The sequence below is a fragment of the Planococcus koreensis genome (genome assembly GCF_004761975.1).
GTDB classification, from domain to species: domain Bacteria; phylum Bacillota; class Bacilli; order Bacillales_A; family Planococcaceae; genus Planococcus; species Planococcus koreensis.
Map to the genome: position 1 here is coordinate 1 of NZ_RQII01000006.1, position 17,594 is coordinate 17,594.

The 17,594-nt window shown below is 47.3% G+C and carries 19 protein-coding genes and 2 other annotated features; of the genes, 1 reads left to right on the top strand and 18 read right to left on the bottom strand.

Annotation, left to right across the window (positions count from 1 at the left end):
- Positions 1-236 precede the first annotated feature (236 nt).
- The 11 genes from EGV91_RS00950 to EGV91_RS01000 all read right to left on the bottom strand — a co-directional run bounded on the left by EGV91_RS00950 (position 237) and on the right by EGV91_RS01000 (position 10,664).
- Positions 237-1,706 carry a hypothetical protein gene (locus EGV91_RS00950; RefSeq protein WP_135500304.1) on the bottom strand — a complete coding sequence of 490 codons (1,470 nt, stop codon included), beginning with the start codon at positions 1,704-1,706 and terminating at the stop codon, positions 237-239.
- Positions 1,703-2,182 (bottom strand): prepilin-type N-terminal cleavage/methylation domain-containing protein, encoded by a 480-nt coding sequence (locus tag EGV91_RS00955; RefSeq protein ID WP_158290553.1) that lies wholly within the window; start codon positions 2,180-2,182, stop codon positions 1,703-1,705. The genes EGV91_RS00950 and EGV91_RS00955 overlap by 4 nt, the downstream gene beginning before the upstream one ends.
- Before the next feature lie 4 nt (positions 2,183-2,186).
- The gene (locus EGV91_RS00960) at positions 2,187-2,657 is read right to left on the bottom strand and encodes a prepilin-type N-terminal cleavage/methylation domain-containing protein (protein ID WP_135500306.1); all 471 of its coding nucleotides are present in this window, start codon (positions 2,655-2,657) and stop codon (positions 2,187-2,189) included.
- Between the two features lie 216 nt (positions 2,658-2,873).
- A complete protein-coding gene (pheT, locus tag EGV91_RS00965; RefSeq protein WP_135500307.1) occupies positions 2,874-5,273 on the bottom strand; it encodes a phenylalanine--tRNA ligase subunit beta in 2,400 nt (799 codons plus the stop codon).
- Between the two features lie 15 nt (positions 5,274-5,288).
- Positions 5,289-6,326, bottom strand: a complete 1,038-nt coding sequence (gene pheS, locus EGV91_RS00970) for a phenylalanine--tRNA ligase subunit alpha (RefSeq protein WP_135500308.1) — start codon at positions 6,324-6,326, stop codon at positions 5,289-5,291.
- A gap of 38 nt (positions 6,327-6,364) precedes the next feature.
- Positions 6,365-6,592, bottom strand: a binding site (T-box leader).
- Positions 6,593-6,636: 44 nt separating this feature from the next.
- Positions 6,637-7,404, bottom strand: a complete 768-nt coding sequence (locus EGV91_RS00975; protein WP_135500309.1) for a TrmH family RNA methyltransferase — start codon at positions 7,402-7,404, stop codon at positions 6,637-6,639.
- 186 nt (positions 7,405-7,590) lie between these two features.
- Complete coding sequence (locus tag EGV91_RS00980; protein WP_135500310.1) at positions 7,591-8,034, bottom strand: small multi-drug export protein; 444 nt, start codon at positions 8,032-8,034, stop codon at positions 7,591-7,593.
- The gene (locus tag EGV91_RS00985; protein ID WP_135500311.1) at positions 8,031-8,522 is read right to left on the bottom strand and encodes a hypothetical protein; all 492 of its coding nucleotides are present in this window, start codon (positions 8,520-8,522) and stop codon (positions 8,031-8,033) included. Before EGV91_RS00985 ends, EGV91_RS00980 begins: the two co-directional genes overlap by 4 nt.
- Complete coding sequence (locus EGV91_RS00990; protein WP_135500343.1) at positions 8,512-8,727, bottom strand: helix-turn-helix transcriptional regulator; 216 nt, start codon at positions 8,725-8,727, stop codon at positions 8,512-8,514. The genes EGV91_RS00985 and EGV91_RS00990 overlap by 11 nt, the downstream gene beginning before the upstream one ends.
- A 292-nt stretch (positions 8,728-9,019) precedes the next feature.
- Positions 9,020-10,108, bottom strand: a complete 1,089-nt coding sequence (locus EGV91_RS00995) for a M42 family metallopeptidase (RefSeq protein WP_135500312.1) — start codon at positions 10,106-10,108, stop codon at positions 9,020-9,022.
- A 70-nt stretch (positions 10,109-10,178) separates the two neighbouring features.
- Positions 10,179-10,664 carry a dUTP diphosphatase gene (locus EGV91_RS01000; protein ID WP_135500313.1) on the bottom strand — a complete coding sequence of 162 codons (486 nt, stop codon included), beginning with the start codon at positions 10,662-10,664 and terminating at the stop codon, positions 10,179-10,181.
- Between the two features lie 90 nt (positions 10,665-10,754).
- Between EGV91_RS01000 and EGV91_RS01005 the strand changes: the two genes are divergently transcribed.
- Entirely contained in the window at positions 10,755-11,141 is a 387-nt protein-coding gene (locus tag EGV91_RS01005; protein WP_135500314.1) for a sigma-w pathway protein ysdB, read from the top strand.
- Between the two features lie 9 nt (positions 11,142-11,150).
- Here the strand turns inward: EGV91_RS01005 and EGV91_RS01010 are convergent, their stop codons facing one another.
- The 7 genes from EGV91_RS01010 to EGV91_RS01040 all read right to left on the bottom strand — a co-directional run bounded on the left by EGV91_RS01010 (position 11,151) and on the right by EGV91_RS01040 (position 17,584).
- A complete protein-coding gene (locus EGV91_RS01010) occupies positions 11,151-11,426 on the bottom strand; it encodes a DUF1294 domain-containing protein (RefSeq protein WP_241666079.1) in 276 nt (91 codons plus the stop codon).
- A gap of 64 nt (positions 11,427-11,490) precedes the next feature.
- Complete coding sequence (gene rplT, locus EGV91_RS01015) at positions 11,491-11,850, bottom strand: 50S ribosomal protein L20 (RefSeq protein WP_135500315.1); 360 nt, start codon at positions 11,848-11,850, stop codon at positions 11,491-11,493.
- 92 nt (positions 11,851-11,942) lie between these two features.
- A complete protein-coding gene (gene rpmI / locus EGV91_RS01020; protein ID WP_006831131.1) occupies positions 11,943-12,143 on the bottom strand; it encodes a 50S ribosomal protein L35 in 201 nt (66 codons plus the stop codon).
- A gap of 27 nt (positions 12,144-12,170) precedes the next feature.
- Positions 12,171-12,677, bottom strand: coding sequence for a translation initiation factor IF-3 (infC, locus tag EGV91_RS01025; RefSeq protein ID WP_135500316.1), 507 nt, complete (start codon positions 12,675-12,677; stop codon positions 12,171-12,173).
- Between the two features lie 84 nt (positions 12,678-12,761).
- Positions 12,762-12,897 (bottom strand) — a sequence feature (ribosomal protein L20 leader region).
- A 58-nt stretch (positions 12,898-12,955) separates the two neighbouring features.
- Complete coding sequence (gene thrS / locus EGV91_RS01030; protein WP_135500317.1) at positions 12,956-14,884, bottom strand: threonine--tRNA ligase; 1,929 nt, start codon at positions 14,882-14,884, stop codon at positions 12,956-12,958.
- Between the two features lie 393 nt (positions 14,885-15,277).
- Positions 15,278-16,213, bottom strand: a complete 936-nt coding sequence (gene dnaI / locus EGV91_RS01035) for a primosomal protein DnaI (RefSeq protein ID WP_135500318.1) — start codon at positions 16,211-16,213, stop codon at positions 15,278-15,280.
- Positions 16,214-17,584 carry a replication initiation and membrane attachment family protein gene (locus EGV91_RS01040; RefSeq protein WP_135500319.1) on the bottom strand — a complete coding sequence of 457 codons (1,371 nt, stop codon included), beginning with the start codon at positions 17,582-17,584 and terminating at the stop codon, positions 16,214-16,216.
- Between the last annotated feature and the right edge of the window lie 10 nt (positions 17,585-17,594).

A 17,594-nucleotide genomic window follows, 5' to 3' on the forward strand; every position in this document is an offset into this window, starting at 1 on the left:
TCCATTTTGCTAATACGAAGAAAGCAAAAGATCTTGCCGCGAAAAGACGGTAATCAACAACTTACGTGTATTTTAAAGCTTAAGGGGAGGTCCCTTAAGCTTTTTTTATTTGGTTTCTAATTTTTCGAACATTCTTATATTAACATATCTTTGGTGAAAAGGAAGCACACTTTAAGTATTTAGCACTAATAAATTTACAATTAAAAAAACGAAATCCAAGGATTTCGTTTTTTTATTTAATATGTTACATCCATATTTACGTCCCATTCCAAATCTGAAATCAAGAGCGGAAGGCCGAATATCTCTACACCTTCAACATTGTAATTAACGGCAACTCCACAGTTTTCCAAGAATTTCGTTGGATCATTAAAGTAAACCACTTTTGCATTGCTTGGCAACACCGTTGCAGGACCAGTTTTTGAAAAAAGATAAATCTTTCCAGTGCCCCTCACCGCTAAATCCGAGCTGCTGCTTCCATTCGTTTCACTTACATCAATTTTCGTAAACATATCCGCCGGTGATGGTGTAATGCCATCTAAATTCACACATAACTTAGAACCATCGTTAATTGTAACTTTACTGGCCGTATAGGTGCTCTTTGCAGTGTTACCAATATTAATAATTGTATTATTATAGATGTTTTGGTTGTTTTGGAAAGTTATTATTTCAGCGACAATAAAATTATTATTCGTGTGGACGTTGGTATTTTGCAATGCCAACAGTCCTTTATAGTAAAGCGTTAAATTGTCTGTTTGGTTAATATTGGGTTGGGTTGTAATGGAGCCACTGTCGGCTAGTATCGGTATATTGTAGGCATTGAAGTTATTTATTTGCTGAGGGAATTCATCTACTTTGATATAGAATGATCCATCTACATTGGCATCTTTCAAGGCCTTTAAATATGCCTCAGTTATTACTCCATCAAATTTGCATGGAGACATATCCGCTGTGATGCTGGCAGCGGATGGACATGCCGCTAATGGTTTGTCGACTAATTGCGGAAAAAAATTCGTCACTTCAGTTATCGGTTGTCCCCATTTCACCTCTACTTCAGATACTGAATCATCATTAAAGAACGGCACTTCTGGAAAATTCAATTCAGTAGGCAGCGTCTTTGATCTTAACACTGTTTTGGTTGCAGATGGCACCTGGTTTGGCTCGCTTTTTTCTCCGGTAACATCCATTTTCAAATTAATCGTCTTGTCTGTTGCAGTCATCGGCAAAAGCGAGATGCTTGCAAGTTCGTGCGACAATGTATCACTAACTGCCACTTCATCTTTATTAATCAAACTCAATTGGACCTGCATTTCATTAAAGAATTCTGTTCTCAACTCTTCGTCGTATTTGTCGATATTACATTGAATCCAGTCCTGCATAACGGGTTTACTCGCTTTTAGGCAAATTGCATTTAAGTTTGCATGATTGGGATACTTTTTCACTTCCGCTTCAAGTGCTTTCTTCTTAAGCAAAGCCGAAGCGTTCACTTTTGCATAGGTCTTTGCAAAAGCATTCTCAGCTTCTTTCGAGTACTTCTCTACACCCATTTCGGCTGCAGAGACTGCGAGATTCCCTTGATCCACTGTCTGTTCCTGCGTCGCATGGCTTAAAGAAGCTTGAACAAATACTGCTGACATCCCCATAAATAATACAATCAATAAAAGTGCAATGATTAAAGTATAGCCGCCTTCTTCTTTAAGCTTGTTCATGGTCCACAGGCCCCCTCAGTTTTTATTCGTGAAATGGTGGAATTTAAAACGACTTCCCTCGTTCCGCTCTTCACAGTTAGTTCCAATTTCAAATCGCATTTCTTGGGATTTCCAAGAAAGCCATTGGTATTTACTTTATACTCGTATGAACTATCGGATACGGCTTCAACTGCCAATTCTTCTGAGCATGGGATGGCCGTTCCGGTTTTATACGATACAAAAAACAGTTTTCCTCCTGTTTCTTTCAGGTTATAACATTCACCGCTTCGGTGTTTGGCGCTGATTTTAGCGATTACTAGATTGGCTTCTTGCTGCACCCTGAGCGTATCGGAAGCTGAAACATTGTGTTTGGCGCCGATTGAAAAAGAAGTCATTAAAATTCCCACTACTAATGAGGCAAGCAAAAGTGCAGCGATAAGTTCGAGCAGTGTTACGCCTCTTTCATTGTTTATCAACTTAAAGCCGATTTTCCTCACCCCTTTAATTCACTTCAATATAAGCAAATGTTTCACTATTGAATGTCTGCCCGGTCTTCACTGTCAAATGAACCTGATAAAGCTTCCCTAGCGCTGCTTCGCCCGTGAACTTAGGCGTTTCATTAAACCGCAATTCATATTCATAAGTGCCTTTGGTTTTCTTGAAGTAGTGGATTATTTCTCCGCCAGGCCCTGTTTCATTTAAAAGAGGGTTTGAAGAATAAGCCATTAACGGATCCGCCACAAGCTTTTGGCGTATTTCAACGGGTGTACCGGTGAAGGTCAATGCTTTCATTTCACTGATTTCCTGCCTCGCCAAATTCATCGTGTCTAATTTGGTATAAGTCTTTTCATTAAATAATGACATTTGAGGGAAAATGGACATGACGCCTACAAAGACGATGCCGATGAGTGCCAGCGTCGCCAATATTTCTACCAATGTTAAGCCCTTATTGTTTAGAAGCACGCTTTTCACTTCTGCTCATCTCCCTTAAAACATTATTCTTCCTCATTCGTAGTACTTTTTACCGCAAAATTCTAACTCATGAATATATATTATCACATACTTTAAATAAAAATAGATATTTTTAACTAATTAAATGGATTAATTGCCTTTTATTTTTTGTAGAGTAAATAAAAAAAGTGAAGCCATTTTGGCTCCACTTTTTGATACGTCCAACTGCCTGATTTATTAGCTGCGCAGTTCGGCTCCTGCATCTTTCAATGCCGAAAGAACTTTTTCGTGCACACGCGTTACTTCTTCATCAGTCAAGGTTTTCTCCGGATCGAAGTAAGTCAGTGAGAAGGCTACTGATTTTTTGCCTTCTTCCATGTTGTCGCCTTCGTATAAATCGAAGACGCGTACTTGTTTCAGCAATTTGCCGCCTGCGTTGCGGATCGTGTTTTCGATCGATCCTGCTTCGACAATTTTCGAAAGCACTAGGGCAACGTCGCGGGACATCGATGGATAGCGCGGCACTGGCGTGTAAAGCAACGCTTCCGGCTCGGCATTCAACAGAACTGCCAAGTTCATTTCCAGCACGATTGTGTCTTTCAAGTTGCGTGCCGCTTGTTCCGACGGATGCAATTGGCCAATGACGCCGATGCGGTTGCCGTCTTTGATGATGTACGCTGTACGCCCCGGATGCAAGCCGTCCATTTGGCCGCGCTCGAATTCGAGTGCAACGCCAAGTTTTGCAGCGAGTCCTTCGACAATGCCTTTCAGCACGAAGAAATCAACCGATTTTTTCTCTCCTTGCCAAGCGTTATCCAGCCATAAACCAGTCATGGCGACAGCCAAATGCTCTTCTTCGTCCAGTAATTCGCCATCCGTTTTCAGGAATACCGCTCCTGTTTCATAAAGAGCAACCGAATCACTGCGGCGTGCCGTGTTGAACGATACCGATTCCAATAAATGCGGCAACAGGCTTTGGCGAAGTGTGCTGCGCTCTTCGCTCATCGGCATCAACAAGCGCGTCATTTCAGTTTTCGCTAATGCGAATTGCTGCGCTGATTTGCTGGAAGTCAGCGAATACGTAATCGCCTGCAGCAAGCCTGCGCCTTCCAAATAATTGCGGACGATGCGGCGCTTGTGCTGATAAGGCGTCAAGCCGCCTGGCGTCGTTTCCATCTCCGGCAATGTCGCCGGGATTTCATCGTAGCCGTGCAGGCGTGCAATTTCTTCCACGACGTCTTCTTCGATCTGGATGTCTTGGCGGCGCGTCGGCACTGAAATCACTAATTGGCCGTTGATCGCTTCTGTATTGAATTTCAATCGTTTCAGGATGCGCATCATTTCTTCGAATGAAATCTTCATCCCTAGACGTGCATTGATGAAGTCCGGCGAAACCGTGACGATTTTCTCTTCTTTATCCAATGCGTCGAACATGACCGAACCGGACAATACTTCTCCGCCAGAAAGTTCAGCGATCAAACTAGCAGCACGTTCTGCAGCCGGAATGACGCGGTTCGGGTCGACGCCTTTTTCGTAGCGCGAGCTTGCGTCGCTGCGCAGATTATGGTCTTTCGACGTCTGGCGGATCGAGCCGGATGCGAAATAAGCGGATTCGATGACAATCGTTGTCGTCGAAGCGCTGACTTCTGAATTCGCCCCACCCATGACGCCCGCAAGCGCCACCGGTTCTTCACCGTTCGTAATGACTAAATTATGTGCGGACAGCTTGCGCTCTGCGTTATCGAGCGTGGTAATCATTTCGCCTTCTTTAGCATGGCGAACGGTGATGTTGCCGGTTTTCAACGAATCGTAATCGAACGCATGAAGCGGCTGGCCATATTCCATTAGAACGTAATTGGTAACATCGACAATATTGTTATGCGGGCGCACGCCAGCTGCCATCAAGCGCTGCTGAAGCCACATCGGCGACTCTTTCACTTCGACGTTGCGGACAACTTTCGCAACGTACAATGGATTCGCATCCGGTGCATCGATGTTCAGCGTCAACAGCGAGCTTGCTGAGTCGGCAGCTTCGGTATAACTGATTTCCGGCAATTTCACGTCTTCTGATAAAATGGCGCCGACTTCATAGGCAACGCCGATCATGCTCATCGCGTCTGCGCGGTTAGGCGTCAGCCCCAATTCCAAAACGGTGTCATCCAAATCGAAATTCGTGATGACGTCGCTTCCTGTTTCCGCTTCTTCCGGCAATACATAAATGCCTTCCGCGTAAGCTTTCGGGACGAGCTTGCTTTCGATGCCCAGTTCCTGCAGCGAACAAATCATGCCGTTCGATTCTTCTCCGCGCAGTTTCGCTTTTTTGATTTTGATGTCGCCCGGCAATGTTGCACCAGGACGGGCCACGATCACTTTCTGGCCGGCTGCGATGTTCGGTGCGCCGCAGATGATCTGGTCTGTTTCTCCGCCTACATCAACTTGGCAGATCGACAGCTTGTCCGCTTCCGGATGCTTGACGCATTCCTTCACGTATCCGACGACAACATTGGTCATGCCGTGTGAACGGTCGATCACCGCATCAACTTCGATGCCGGATCGCGTGATTTTTTCGCCAAGGTCGGCTGGTGCCAAACCTTGTGTATCTACGTACTCTTGGAGCCATTTAATGGATACTAACATAGTTGATTTTCCTCCTTATACTTCAGTGCGTTGGAATTGGGATAAAAAGCGGACGTCATTCGTATAGAAATGGCGGATGTCTTCCACGCCATATTTCAGCATCGCAATGCGCTCCGGCCCCATCCCGAATGCGAATCCAGTCAAACGCTTGGAATCATAGCCGGCCATTTCAAGGACATTCGGATGCACCATACCGGCACCCAGAATTTCAAGCCAGCCGGTTTTTTTGCAGACGTTGCAGCCGCTTCCGCCGCATTTGAAGCAGGAGATGTCCATTTCAACAGACGGTTCCGTGAACGGGAAGAAACTTGGGCGCAGGCGGATTTCCCGCTCATCGCCGAACATTTTCTTCGCGAATACAGACAAAGTCCCTTTCAAGTCGCTCATGCGGATATCTTCACCGATGACTAAGCCTTCGATTTGCGTGAATTGGTGAGAATGCGTCGCGTCGTCATTGTCGCGGCGGTACACTTTGCCCGGGCAGATGATTTTGATCGGCTCTCCGCCTTTTGCTTCCATCGTCCGCGCCTGGACTGGAGATGTATGCGTACGCAAAAGAATGTCTTCTGTTATATAGAAGGAATCCTGCATATCGCGCGCAGGGTGGCCTTTCGGCAAGTTCAACGCTTCGAAGTTGTAATAATCCTTCTCCACTTCTGGGCCTTCCGCAATTTCATAGCCCATCGAGATGAACAAGTCTTCGATTTCTTCGACGACGCGCGTCAATGGATGCGCATTACCGGTTTGCACCGGACGGCCTGGCAAGGTCACATCGATCGTTTCACTCTGCAATTTTTCATTGATCGCTTGTTCTTCAAGCAATGCCATGCGCTCTTCAAGAGACGCTGTCACTTCTTCACGGACAACATTCACCAATGCGCCCATTTTCGGACGTTCTTCGGCAGGCAGTTTCCCCATGCCTTTCAATAAATCCGTGATCGGCCCTTTTTTGCCGAGATACGCCACGCGGACGCCGTTCAATTCTTTCACGTTTTCTGAAGCTGCGATTTTTTCCAGCGCTTCTGTTTTCAATACGTGCAATTGTGCTTCCATTTTTTCTCCTCCTTTAAACATAGAAAAGCCCCGTCCCTAAAAGGGACGAGGCATTATTCGCGGTACCACCCTAGTTAATGCGCAAGCGCAATCACTCATTTACATAACGGCTCTTCACCGGCCCGACTTTACAGCATCTCTGCTGGTCCCGTCTGGCAGCTCGCGGGGTGAACTTCTGCGGCCCCTGCATATCCACACTTTCAGTCAAGGTGCGGAATCCCTTCGATGCATTTTGGCAACATACTTTTCCCGGTCAAAGCTTTTGTTTATTTATTCATTCATTATACGAAACTTATGCGGCTTTATCAAATTAGTTTTTCGGAACCAAGCTATACAGCAGGATGCCTGCCGCCACTGCAACGTTCAGGGATTCAGCTGCACCATAGATCGGCACCACCAAATTCTCATCTGTCTGCTGCAATAAAACCGGATCCACGCCGCTGCCTTCATTGCCGACCATCAACGCGAACTTTTCCTGCGCCTGTGCTTCGTGAACCGGCGTTGCGTGGAGCAGCGCCGTGCCGAAGACGCGCACGTCCTGCTCTTTCAAAGCCGGGATCCATTCGGACAACTCGCCTTTGACGACGGGAATCTGGAAATTCGAACCTTGCGCCGAACGCACCGTTTTCGGGTTGTACGGATCAGCCGAACCTTTCCCAAGAACGACCGCGTCAATGCCGATCGCTGCAGCTGTGCGGATCATCGTCCCGACATTGCCGGGATCCTGCACTGCGTCGATCAGCAATACTTTCGTCCACGAACGCTGCTCGTCTTCACTGAATTCAGGCTGCGCGCAATGGGCAAAAATGCCTTGCGAATGCTCCGTCTCCGAAATCTCCTTCGCCACCGCAGCGGTCACGGAATATTGCGGGACATCCGAAATGTCCCAAGCGTCTGGAATGTCGACGCCTTCACGGACGATGATGGACTTGATCAAACTTTTCTTTTTCAACGCCTCTTCCGTCAAATGAAATCCTTCAACCAGGAATTCCTCAAACTTATCGCGCTCTTTCCGCGTCGTCCCCAGCTTTTTCCAATGCTTCACAAGGGAGTTCTGCACCGATTCAATTCTTTTCATTTTGTTCACGCCTTTTTATCTAGAATAGCTCAATTATAGCATAGAAAAGCGCAGGTGCCTTGGTAGGCCTGACTAGCGCTGGAGGGCTTGGGATGAATGGCGCTTTTTCCATTCAGGCCAAGACCGAAGCGACCTCGAGGGCCTGGGCACTGGAGCTGGACAATACAGAAAAGCGCAGGTGACCGCTTACGACGTGAACAAGTCAAATCCTAATGCTGTGCCGAGCCCGAATATCAGCGTCCATAAACCGATGCTCACCGTCAGCCAAATCGTCGTATTGCGCTTCGTTGCGCCGAGCGTCATACCCACGAATGCGGCAATGTGCGTGCCGATCAAAATCGGTCCCAATAGCGCAAGCCCGGGAAGCCCGTATTTGTTCATGATGTCTTTGGCGCGTTCGCTTTTTTTCGATGGCGTTTTGCCTTTCGCTTCTTGGCGTTTTTGATGCCATCCTTTAAATTTATCAAAGCCGATAATGAGCGCAAGCACCGTCAGCAAATTCCCAACGAACGCTAGCACCATCACCCAAAACGGCGACAGCCCCCAAACGACGCCGAGCGGGATGACAAGCGCAATTTCCATCCACGGAATCGCAGCTCCCAGAAACACCATGAAATATTCGTAGGTCATTCAGTTTCCTCCTTTAAATGCTTGCGGATCTCGCTGAAATAAATCCAGTATTGGCCAAGTGCGACCAGCAGGATTCCGAAAATGATGTAAAGTCTCGGCATTGACAAAGCAATCGCAAAACCTGCGAGAGCAGGCAAACTCCACGTGATGAATGTGTAGACTTTTTGCGCCGCTTTCCGGGTGATGTAAGTCATGCCTTCATCTTGCTCCAAATACTCAGGAGGACGGATGGAAAACGGAGAAATCCGCTGCGCAGGATTTTTTTTATTGTGCTTTTTAAGTTTGAGCAAAAAAATCGTCAGCATGATGATGTAAATCACGATTGAACCTACAGCAAAAATTGTTCCGACAGGACCTAAGCTAATCACAATACTTCGTTCATTGATTACCTCGGTAACTGGTGAACTAAGCCCAAAAGCCAACAACCCCAATACGACGATAAAACCCATCATCCACAACGGATATTGCAAGCGAAAATCATTTTTCATCCTTCTCATCCCCCTCAAGCCAAAATAATTCATCCACATTCGTCTGCAGCGCTTTCGCGAGTTTCAACGCCAGCGTAATCGACGGCGAAAACTCACCTTTTTCAATAAAAGCAATCGTCTGCCGCGTAACTTCCACTTGCTTGCCCAGATCGCTTTGCGTAAAGCCGTAGCGCGCACGCAGCTCCCTGACCCGATTGTTCAACATCCGCATCGCCCTTTCTTCTTTTTCATGTTTGGTTTATATAACATAATGTATATTATACTTAACATTAAGTAAAGTATTATTTACATATATTCTTTTTCGGTCTGTTCTTTTTGCGGCCTCCGGCAATGTAAAAGTCTTCCGCTGGAGGCGGAAGGCTTGGTTTTAAGTAAAATCAAAACCGGGACGACTAGCCGGATGGAAGCTTTTCGCAAGCGAAAAGCGATGTAAGGGCGGAAACTTGCAACAACAAAAAACCCCTCGCCAACCGGCGAGGGGCCATAGTGTCACACCATTACTCAAATGTAATGCGCGCAACCGTGTCTTTATCCAATTTCTTGATAACTTCGATGATCAATTTGACCGCATTTTCGTAATCGTCGCGGTGCAGGATGCCTGCATGCGAGTGGATGTAGCGTGTGGCTACGCCGATTGACAACGATGGAACGCCGTTAGCTGTCAAATGGATCGAGCCGGCATCTGTTCCGCCGCCTGCAATCGTTTCGAACTGGTACGGGATGCCAGCTTCTTCAGCCGTATCAACGACTAGTTCGCGCAATCCTCGGTGCGATACCATAGAAGCATCAAACAGCAAGATTTGAGGGCCAGCGCCCATTTTGCTTGTCGATTCTTTTTCTGTGATTCCAGGCGTATCACCAGCAATGCCGACGTCTACAGCAAAACCGATGTCCGGCTGGATTTTAGAAGCCGCTGTACGCGCGCCGCGCAAGCCGACTTCTTCTTGCACTGTGCCCACTCCGTAAACGATGTTCGGGTGGTCAACGCCTTTCAAGCCTTTCAATACATCGATTGCGATAGCGCAGCCAATGCGGTTGTCCCAAGCTTTTGCCAATAATAATTTCTCGTTGTTCATGACCGAGAATTCGAAATACGGCGTCACCATGTCTCCTGGTGTTACGCCCCATTCTTTCGCTTCATCGCGTGAAGACGCTCCGATGTCGATGAACATATCCGAAATTTCAACCGGCTTTTTGCGTGCTTCCGGAGACAGGATATGCGGCGGTTTTGAGCCGATCACTCCCGTAATCTCTTTGCCGTTGCGTGTTGTGATCGTCACGCGTTGTGCCAGCATGACTTGCGACCACCAGCCGCCAACTGTCTGGAATTTCAAGAAGCCTTTATCATCGATTTTGGAAATCATGAAACCGACTTCATCCAAATGGCCCGCTACCATGATTTTCGGTCCGTCAGCTGCGCCTTCTTTTTTGGCGATCAAACCGCCCAATCCATCCATTTCGATGGAATCAGCGAACGGTGCTATGTATTTTTTCATGACTTCACGCGGTTGGCGCTCGTTGCCCGGTATGCCGTTCGCATCTGTCAATTCTTTCAGCATTTCAATTGTTTCATCCATTTTGCTCATTATTTCGACCTCCTAAGTATTCGTTCTTTTTTATTATAAATGAAAGCCGTTCCATTATCAAAAAATTCCTTTAATAGCCGTCATTTTGGCGATCATAATTGGTTTGGTTCTTAGCCTCATAAGCTTCAAAGATATCTTCGTAGGAAAAGCCGAGTTCTTCCGCGATCGCTCCGTACCAGCTCCACAAATCCTGGTAATTGGTCATCGAATAATCTTCCAGAAAATCCAGGATTTCGCGCTGTGTGCCGATGAACAATTCGGTCAAGTCATTCTCACTCACGCGTTCTGGCCACTCTTCCAGCATATTCAGGTTCTTTTCAATGCCGAGCGATAATAGGAAGTGAATCGAGTCCACATACTCTTCCAGAATGACATTGCGTTCTGATGGACCTTTTTGGCTCCAGAATTTGAAGCAGCGAGTTTCATTTGCCAGTTCTGCCAGCTCGATCAGCAGCGCAAGCCCTTTTTTCCGGAAGACATCTTCATTGATTCCTTGGTTCGACTGGATAAAACGGTCCAGCTCTTCCTGCATTTTAAATAATTTCTGCAAATTCATGCGAGCACTCCTTTTTCGGTAAAATATTGAAACCATACCCTTTTCCGTTCGTATTATACAGTAGAACTCGGGGAGAGAGGGCGATTTTGCATGGCATTTTTAATTCGTTTAATTGTTATTGGCTTGATCATATACTTTTTTTACCGCTTGATCCGCTATATTCTGGATCCTAAACGCAAAATCGATTCGGCAATCGAATCGGGCAATTATTATTTTTATGATGACGTCACGAATGTGCAGAAAAATTTCTTTATTGCGATGCGCGGAGTATTATTCGAAGGGGAAAAATATTTGGGGACGACTGAGGATGCTTTTGAAGTGGTATCGATTTTCGTCTGGACTGAAAATCCGGCCAAACTGCAGGGCTTTTCGAAAGAAGATTTCGCTTTTCTGGAAAAAGAAATTCATATGAATTATCCGAATGCGAGAATCGATTGGAAAAGCCCCATCGGCCAGTTATTGCATAAAGAAAGTTGAGTGCTTCCTTTACCGGAATGTCTGATAGCTCCAAACCAGTATAGCAGCGTCGATTACGGCAAGCATGAGAAAACCGACGCGGAAATTCGTGCGCTTTGTTTTATGCCGGAAAGCCATCATGCCTGCGTAAGCCCCAATGCCGCCGCCGAATATAGCTGCGGACCATAGGTTTTTTTCTGGAATCCGCTGCCCTCTGCGCTGTGCCTGTTTTTTATCGATCAGCATCATAAAGAAAGCCAATAGCGACAAGGCTAGAAAATAGCCTGCGATGATCAAAAACATCATGTTTCCCCCTTTGTCATATAAAAAAGACTGGCGAGTTTTCGCCAGTCTTTTCTTATGGTCTATCTTATTTGTTCAATGCTTTTTTAGCTTGGTCAGCCAATACTGTGAAAGCAGCTGCATCAGTTACAGCGATTTCAGCAAGCATTTTGCGGTTGATGTCGATGCCGGCAACTTTAAGGCCGTTCATCAAACGGCTGTAAGAAATCTCGTTCATACGAGCAGCCGCGTTAATGCGTGTGATCCACAGTCTGCGGAAATCACGTTTCTTGTTGCGACGGTCACGGTAAGCATAGTTACCTGACTTCATCACCTGTTGGTTTGCTACTTTGAAAAGGATGTGCTTCGCACCATAATACCCTTTTGCTAATTTTATGACCTTCTTACGACGCTGGCGCGTCACTGTTCCGCCTTTTACGCGTGGCATAATTCATTACCTCCTGCTTGAATATAAAAAATTCGATTTTTTGTTCATGTCTAAATTCGAGCATCCATTTTCCTGGATCGCTTGAAATTTTCTTACTTCATGTTGTAGATCAAAGATTTGATGCGTTTCAAATCGCCTGAAGAAACAAGTTTCCCTTTGCGAAGTTTGCGTTTTTGCTTAGTTGATTTGTTAGCGAACAAGTGGCTTGTGTGTGAGCTGTTGCGTCTTACTTTACCAGTACCCGTTTTCTTGAAACGTTTAGACGCACCGCTATGGCTTTTCATTTTCGGCATTTCGAATTCCTCCTAAACAATAATCTCTTATTCTTTTTCGTTGACTGGAGCAAGCATTAAGAACATGCTGCGACCGTCCATTTTAGGGCGCTGCTCAACCGTAGCGACTTCTTTGCACGCTTCTGCGAAGCGTTCAAGTACGCGCTGTCCGATTTCTTTGTGCGTGATCGCACGGCCTTTAAAACGGATTGAAGCTTTTACTTTGTCGCCTTTTTCAAGGAACTTGATCGCGTTGCGAAGTTTCGTATCAAAATCATGATCGTCAATAGAAGGGCTCAAACGAACTTCTTTCACGATGATCACTTTTTGGTTTTTACGAATTTCACGATCTTTTTTCTGCTGTTCGAACTTGAATTTCCCGTGGTCCATAATACGTGCGACCGGCGGCTTAGCTTGAGGAGCCACTAGAACAAGATCCAAGTTGACACGTGCAGCAATTTCAAGTGCTTCGTTACGTGTTTTAATACCGAGTTGTTCACCATTCTGATCAATAACCCGTAACTCACGTGCACGAATACCTTCGTTTACATTAATGTCTTTGCTAATATTAATCCACCTCCGGATAGTGTCGCGAATATCTTAAATGCTCGAACCGACGATTGTCGGCTTACAGGTTCCGATGCAAAACAAAAGCGGATGGACCACAGAGGTCCACCCGCCTAATATGACAACACGCACGCGTGTAGTAGTCAATCGTGTATACCTGCCAACAATCGGTCGATCAGGTGAGAAGCGGGTGCTCCTGCTTTGCACATATAAGTATTCTATAACCTCAACTATGATATCACGCGTGTGTTGCCGTGTCAACCATGTCAGCGAAGTTCGCTTTGGATCATTTTCAGGAAGTCATCAAATGGCATGCTTTCTGATTGCTGTTCGCCGTATTTGCGGACGTTGACCGAACCGCTTTCCAGTTCCTTGTCGCCGATGACGATCATATAAGGAACTTTCTGCATTTGCGCTTCGCGGATCTTATAGCCAAGCTTCTCGTCGCGCTCGTCGATGTCGACGCGCAATTTATGCGACTGCAATTTCTCCTGGACTTCTTTGGCGTAAGCGCTGTGCGCGTCCAATGAAACCGGGATCACTTCGACTTGGACCGGTGCGAGCCAAGTCGGAAACGCGCCTTTGTATTCTTCGATCAAGAATGCAACAAAGCGTTCCATCGTCGACACGACGCCACGGTGGATAACGACTGGGCGGTGCTGCTTGCCGTCTTCTCCGATATATGAAAGGTCGAAGCGTTCCGGCAGCAGGAAATCGAGCTGCACAGTCGACAATGTCTCTTCTTTGCCTAGTGCTGTCTTCACTTGGACGTCCAATTTCGGGCCGTAGAAAGCGGCTTCGCCTTCCACTTCCACGTAATCCAGGCCAAGCTCGTCCATTGCTTCTTTTAGCATCGCTTGTGCGCGGTTCCACATTGCGTCGTCATCAAAATACTTCTCTTTGTCCGCTGGGTCGCGGTACGACACACGGAAGGAATAATCCTTGATGTCGAAATCTTTATAAACTTCGACGACCAAGTTCACTACACGCTTGAACTCGTCTTTGATCTGGTCCGGGCGGACGAAGATATGCGCATCGTTCAACGTCATGCCGCGTACACGCTGCAGGCCGGATAAAGCGCCTGACATTTCATAGCGGTGCATCAATCCCAATTCCGCGATGCGGATCGGCAAGTTGCGGTATGAGTGAATGCCCTGTTTGAAAATCATCATATGGTGCGGGCAGTTCATCGGACGCAGCACCAACTGCTCGTTGTCCATCTCCATGACCGGGAACATATCTTCCTGGTAATGGTCCCAGTGGCCGCTTGTCTTATACAATTCCACACTTCCCAAGACTGGAGTATAGACATGGTCATAGCCCAGGCGTTCTTCTTTGTCGACGATGTAACGCTCAATGATGCGGCGGATTGTTGCGCCTTTCGGCAGCCACATCGGCAAGCCCTGGCCGACTTTCTGCGAGTTCATGAATAAATTCAGCTCTTTGCCGATTTTGCGGTGATCGCGCTCTTTCGCTTCTTCAAGCATGGCAAGATGCGCTTTCAATTCGTCTTTTGTAAAGAAAGCAGTACCGTAGATGCGCTGCAGCATCTTGTTATCGCTGTCGCCTCTCCAATACGCTCCTGCGACGCTCAACAATTTGAACTCTTTCAACTTGCCAGTCGATGGAACATGGATGCCGCGGCATAGGTCGAAGAAATCGCCTTGCTCATAGATGGAGACTTGGTCATCTTCAGGAATCGCTTCAAGAAGTTCCAATTTATATGGATCTTCAATCGCTGCAAACCGCTCTTGCGCTTCTGCGCGCGATACGTCTTGGCGAATGATTTCAACGTTTTCATTGATGATTTTCTTCATTTCTTTTTCGATTACCGGCAAATCTTCTGAAGTGATCGCTGAAGCTGTATCGATGTCATAATAGAAGCCGTTCTCGATGACCGGGCCAACACCCAATTTTGCATCTGGGTACAGGCGTTTCACCGCTTGTGCCAATAAATGCGCTGTGCTGTGGCGCAGCACTTCCAAGCCTTCCTCCGATTCAGGGACGATGATTGCGAGGTCTCCGTCTTCGTTCAATGGCGCACGCAAGTCGACCAATTTGTCGCCTACTTTGCCGGCCAATGCTTTTTTGCGCAATCCTGGGCTGATCGATTGAGCGATTTCTTCAGTAGTTGTGCCCCGTTCGAACTCTTTTACTGCTCCGTCAGGGAATTTTAGTTGAATCATGTCTGCCATGCCAATCTCTCCTTTTTCTCTGTTGTCGCTGAAGCACCTGGATTCACAGGGTCTGAGCAGGTGCTTCCTTTTTAAAACGCAAAAAAGCCCCATCCCAAAGGGACGAAGCTATGTTCGTGGTTCCACCCTTCTTCTATTCCGGACAGAAAAAATCTGTGCGGAACGAAGCTCTGCATCGGCTAACGGGCCGGTACCGTCAGCTGCTACTAAAAAAAGTTCACAGCTGCTGCTCGAAGGCGGTAAGCGTCGTGCCGGTACTTAAGAAGCTTGCAGCCGGGGCTTCTCTCTCTGAAAGTCGTACAGTCCGCTATTGTCCTTGTCAACGCATGTTAAATCATATTTCGATTGTTTTTACTATACTGTGTAAATCATGAAAACGCAATAGCTCAACTGTCAATTTCTGCGGTTTTTGCCGTCCAGCTTCACTGGCGTCGTCAAGGCACGGATTCGTTCCATGACGCGTGCCGCTTTCAAATCTTCTTTCTCGCCGCGCTGGGAATACGTGAGATGGTGCTGCAATTCGGAATAGCTGAAGTTCGATGTCATGAACGTCGGCAGCTTTTCCGCCATGCGGTAATGCAGGATCGTGCCGAGGACTTCGTCGCGCGTCCAGCTCGACATCGCTTCTGCCCCGATGTCATCAAGCATCAGCACATCGGCTTTTTTGACGTAATCGACTTTCTCCTGCAGCGTCTGATCCCCGATTGCCTGTTTCATTTCACGCATGAATTCGGGCACGAAAACCAAAACCGAGCGGATATTCATGTCCGCAAGTTCGTTGGCAACGGCGCTCAGCAAATAAGATTTGCCTACGCCGAACTTGCCGTAAAGATACAAGCCTTTTTCCGGCATATGGCCGGGCCCTGTCGTTTCATCTAGGAACTTGCCGACCGCGCGGAACGATTCCATGCGGCTGTCGTCCGGCTCGAATTCATCAAGCGTCGCTTGCATAACTTCTTTCGGCATATACATGCTGTGGATCATCGAAGAAGCCCTGCGTTTATTGTCATGGGCATTTTTCAAACGGCAGGCCGTATAGGAAATGCCGATTGTGCCCCGTTCAAGCACAAGGTTCGGTTCGAAGCCTTTCAAGTGGTTGACGCAGCCTTCAAAGCTCGGGCATTTATGGCAGTCGTGGGATTGGTCGATATACTCGTATAATTTGTGAAGCCCACGGTCGACGGTGCTTTTGTCGATTTCCGAGGCATGCTGTTCCAGGAATTTTTGGACGCCGGGATGCTCCAGCACTTCCTTGCGCATGTCGTTATAGCGCTCTGAAAAAGCCGGTGCGTTCACGACGCGTTTCATTGTTTCGCGAATGGGCTCCATTTAATCACCTTTCCCTTTCTTCATCGCCAATTTAGCGAGAAGCTTTTGTTTCTCGATTTCCAGGCTTTCGTTTTTCGGGCCGGAAGCCGCAGGCGTTTCTTCTTTCGTGTAAAACCATTCAGGCAGCTTTTCTTCGCGAAGCGGCTTGCCTCTGTTCTGGCGCGCAGGTGCTTTTGATGCAGCCGAAGGCGAACCTTCCGCTTTCCATTTCACATATTGCTCATGTTCGATGCGCGCAAGTTCCATCGCTTCTTTCGCCGTCGTGACATTTTTGCGCAGCCAATGCGATGCGATTTTCTCGACGTACGCTTTCGTCAATTTCATATCGGTGCGCAGCAGGACATATTGCAGCAGCACATTGACCACTGCCGGCTCCATGCCATGCTGCATGACAAGCTGGTTCGCCAACTGGACATCTGCAGGCAGCGGTTCATTGCCATTGGCGATGTCCCTCAAAACTTCGACGGGCGCAGCCGATTCCAAATAAAGGATCAGCTCATCCTGCCGGGTTTTCGGCTCGTTTTTCTCTTCAGGAAGCTTTTCTTCCTTCTTCACATGGACGAGCTGCGGTGCTGTCGTGGCAACCGTCAATTTATAATATTCCGAAGCGGCTTTTTTCAAGCTTTCGGCCGTCATTTTATAATCTTCGTCAATTGCCAGCAAGACTACTTTCTGCATTTCCAACGGCCCCCAGCTGTACAAATACGCTAGCTTTCCGATGGTATCTTTAATCGAAGCCGTCAGGACGCGTTTCGGCACCAGCTGCTCGGACAAACCTTGTTGCAATAAGCTGAAATCGAAATCGGACTCGGTCTGGTAAGCCCCTTTTTTGCGTTCATGCAAATCTTTCGTCTCCGCCGGGTAGCCGGCTTTCGCATGGACCGGGCGGAAAATATCCGTGAATGTGCGGGACACTTCCTCGAAGCCTTCGCCGATATCGGTCGGATTCAAGAACCGCTCCCGCACTTTGCGGTAAGCCGATTCGCCGATTTTGCTGAACAGGAACATCGACAGCAATGGATCCTGGAAAAACGTTTTCGGGTCAAGCGGCGGACATAGTTCATAGATGAACGACCGGTGCCCATTGTCTTTCTTGAAGGTCTTCATCAAACCGATCGCTTCAAGCTGGATGCGGGATTCAAAAAGCTTCGCGATTGAAATGCCCAATGTGTTCATTAATGAATAATGGGTCGCTTCTTCGCCCTGCGCTTCCCCTTCCGCCCATAGCGTCAAATAGAACGCAGTGGCTTCCGCCCCGATCATCGGCTGGTACAAGAGCGTCAACAGCTGGCGGTCGTAATTGGAAAATGGATACGGCAGCCGGATTTTAAATGAATCCGGAGGCTGCAGTTCTTTATAAAGTGCAGACATAGTACACCAC

What these genes read in the sequence shown, in the direction of transcription:
- EGV91_RS01000 (WP_135500313.1), bottom strand. Translation starts at nt 10,664, where the DNA reads ATGAATTTGCAGAAATTATTTAAAATGCAGGAAGAGCTGGACCGTTTT.
- EGV91_RS01010 (WP_241666079.1), bottom strand. Translation starts at nt 11,426, where the DNA reads ATGATGTTTTTGATCATCGCAGGCTATTTTCTAGCCTTGTCGCTATTG.
- EGV91_RS00990 (WP_135500343.1), bottom strand. Translation starts at nt 8,727, where the DNA reads ATGTTGAACAATCGGGTCAGGGAGCTGCGTGCGCGCTACGGCTTTACG.
- pheS (WP_135500308.1), bottom strand. Translation starts at nt 6,326, where the DNA reads ATGGAAGCACAATTGCACGTATTGAAAACAGAAGCGCTGGAAAAAATC.
- dnaI (WP_135500318.1), bottom strand. Translation starts at nt 16,213, where the DNA reads ATGGAGCCCATTCGCGAAACAATGAAACGCGTCGTGAACGCACCGGCT.
- thrS (WP_135500317.1), bottom strand. Translation starts at nt 14,884, where the DNA reads ATGGCAGACATGATTCAACTAAAATTCCCTGACGGAGCAGTAAAAGAG.
- EGV91_RS00980 (WP_135500310.1), bottom strand. Translation starts at nt 8,034, where the DNA reads ATGACCTACGAATATTTCATGGTGTTTCTGGGAGCTGCGATTCCGTGG.
- pheT (WP_135500307.1), bottom strand. Translation starts at nt 5,273, where the DNA reads ATGTTAGTATCCATTAAATGGCTCCAAGAGTACGTAGATACACAAGGT.
- EGV91_RS01040 (WP_135500319.1), bottom strand. Translation starts at nt 17,584, where the DNA reads ATGTCTGCACTTTATAAAGAACTGCAGCCTCCGGATTCATTTAAAATC.
- EGV91_RS00995 (WP_135500312.1), bottom strand. Translation starts at nt 10,108, where the DNA reads ATGAGCAAAATGGATGAAACAATTGAAATGCTGAAAGAATTGACAGAT.
- EGV91_RS00975 (WP_135500309.1), bottom strand. Translation starts at nt 7,404, where the DNA reads ATGAAAAGAATTGAATCGGTGCAGAACTCCCTTGTGAAGCATTGGAAA.
- EGV91_RS00950 (WP_135500304.1), bottom strand. Translation starts at nt 1,706, where the DNA reads ATGAACAAGCTTAAAGAAGAAGGCGGCTATACTTTAATCATTGCACTT.
- rplT (WP_135500315.1), bottom strand. Translation starts at nt 11,850, where the DNA reads ATGCCACGCGTAAAAGGCGGAACAGTGACGCGCCAGCGTCGTAAGAAG.
- EGV91_RS00985 (WP_135500311.1), bottom strand. Translation starts at nt 8,522, where the DNA reads ATGAAAAATGATTTTCGCTTGCAATATCCGTTGTGGATGATGGGTTTT.
- EGV91_RS01005 (WP_135500314.1), top strand. Translation starts at nt 10,755, where the DNA reads ATGGCATTTTTAATTCGTTTAATTGTTATTGGCTTGATCATATACTTT.
- rpmI (WP_006831131.1), bottom strand. Translation starts at nt 12,143, where the DNA reads ATGCCGAAAATGAAAAGCCATAGCGGTGCGTCTAAACGTTTCAAGAAA.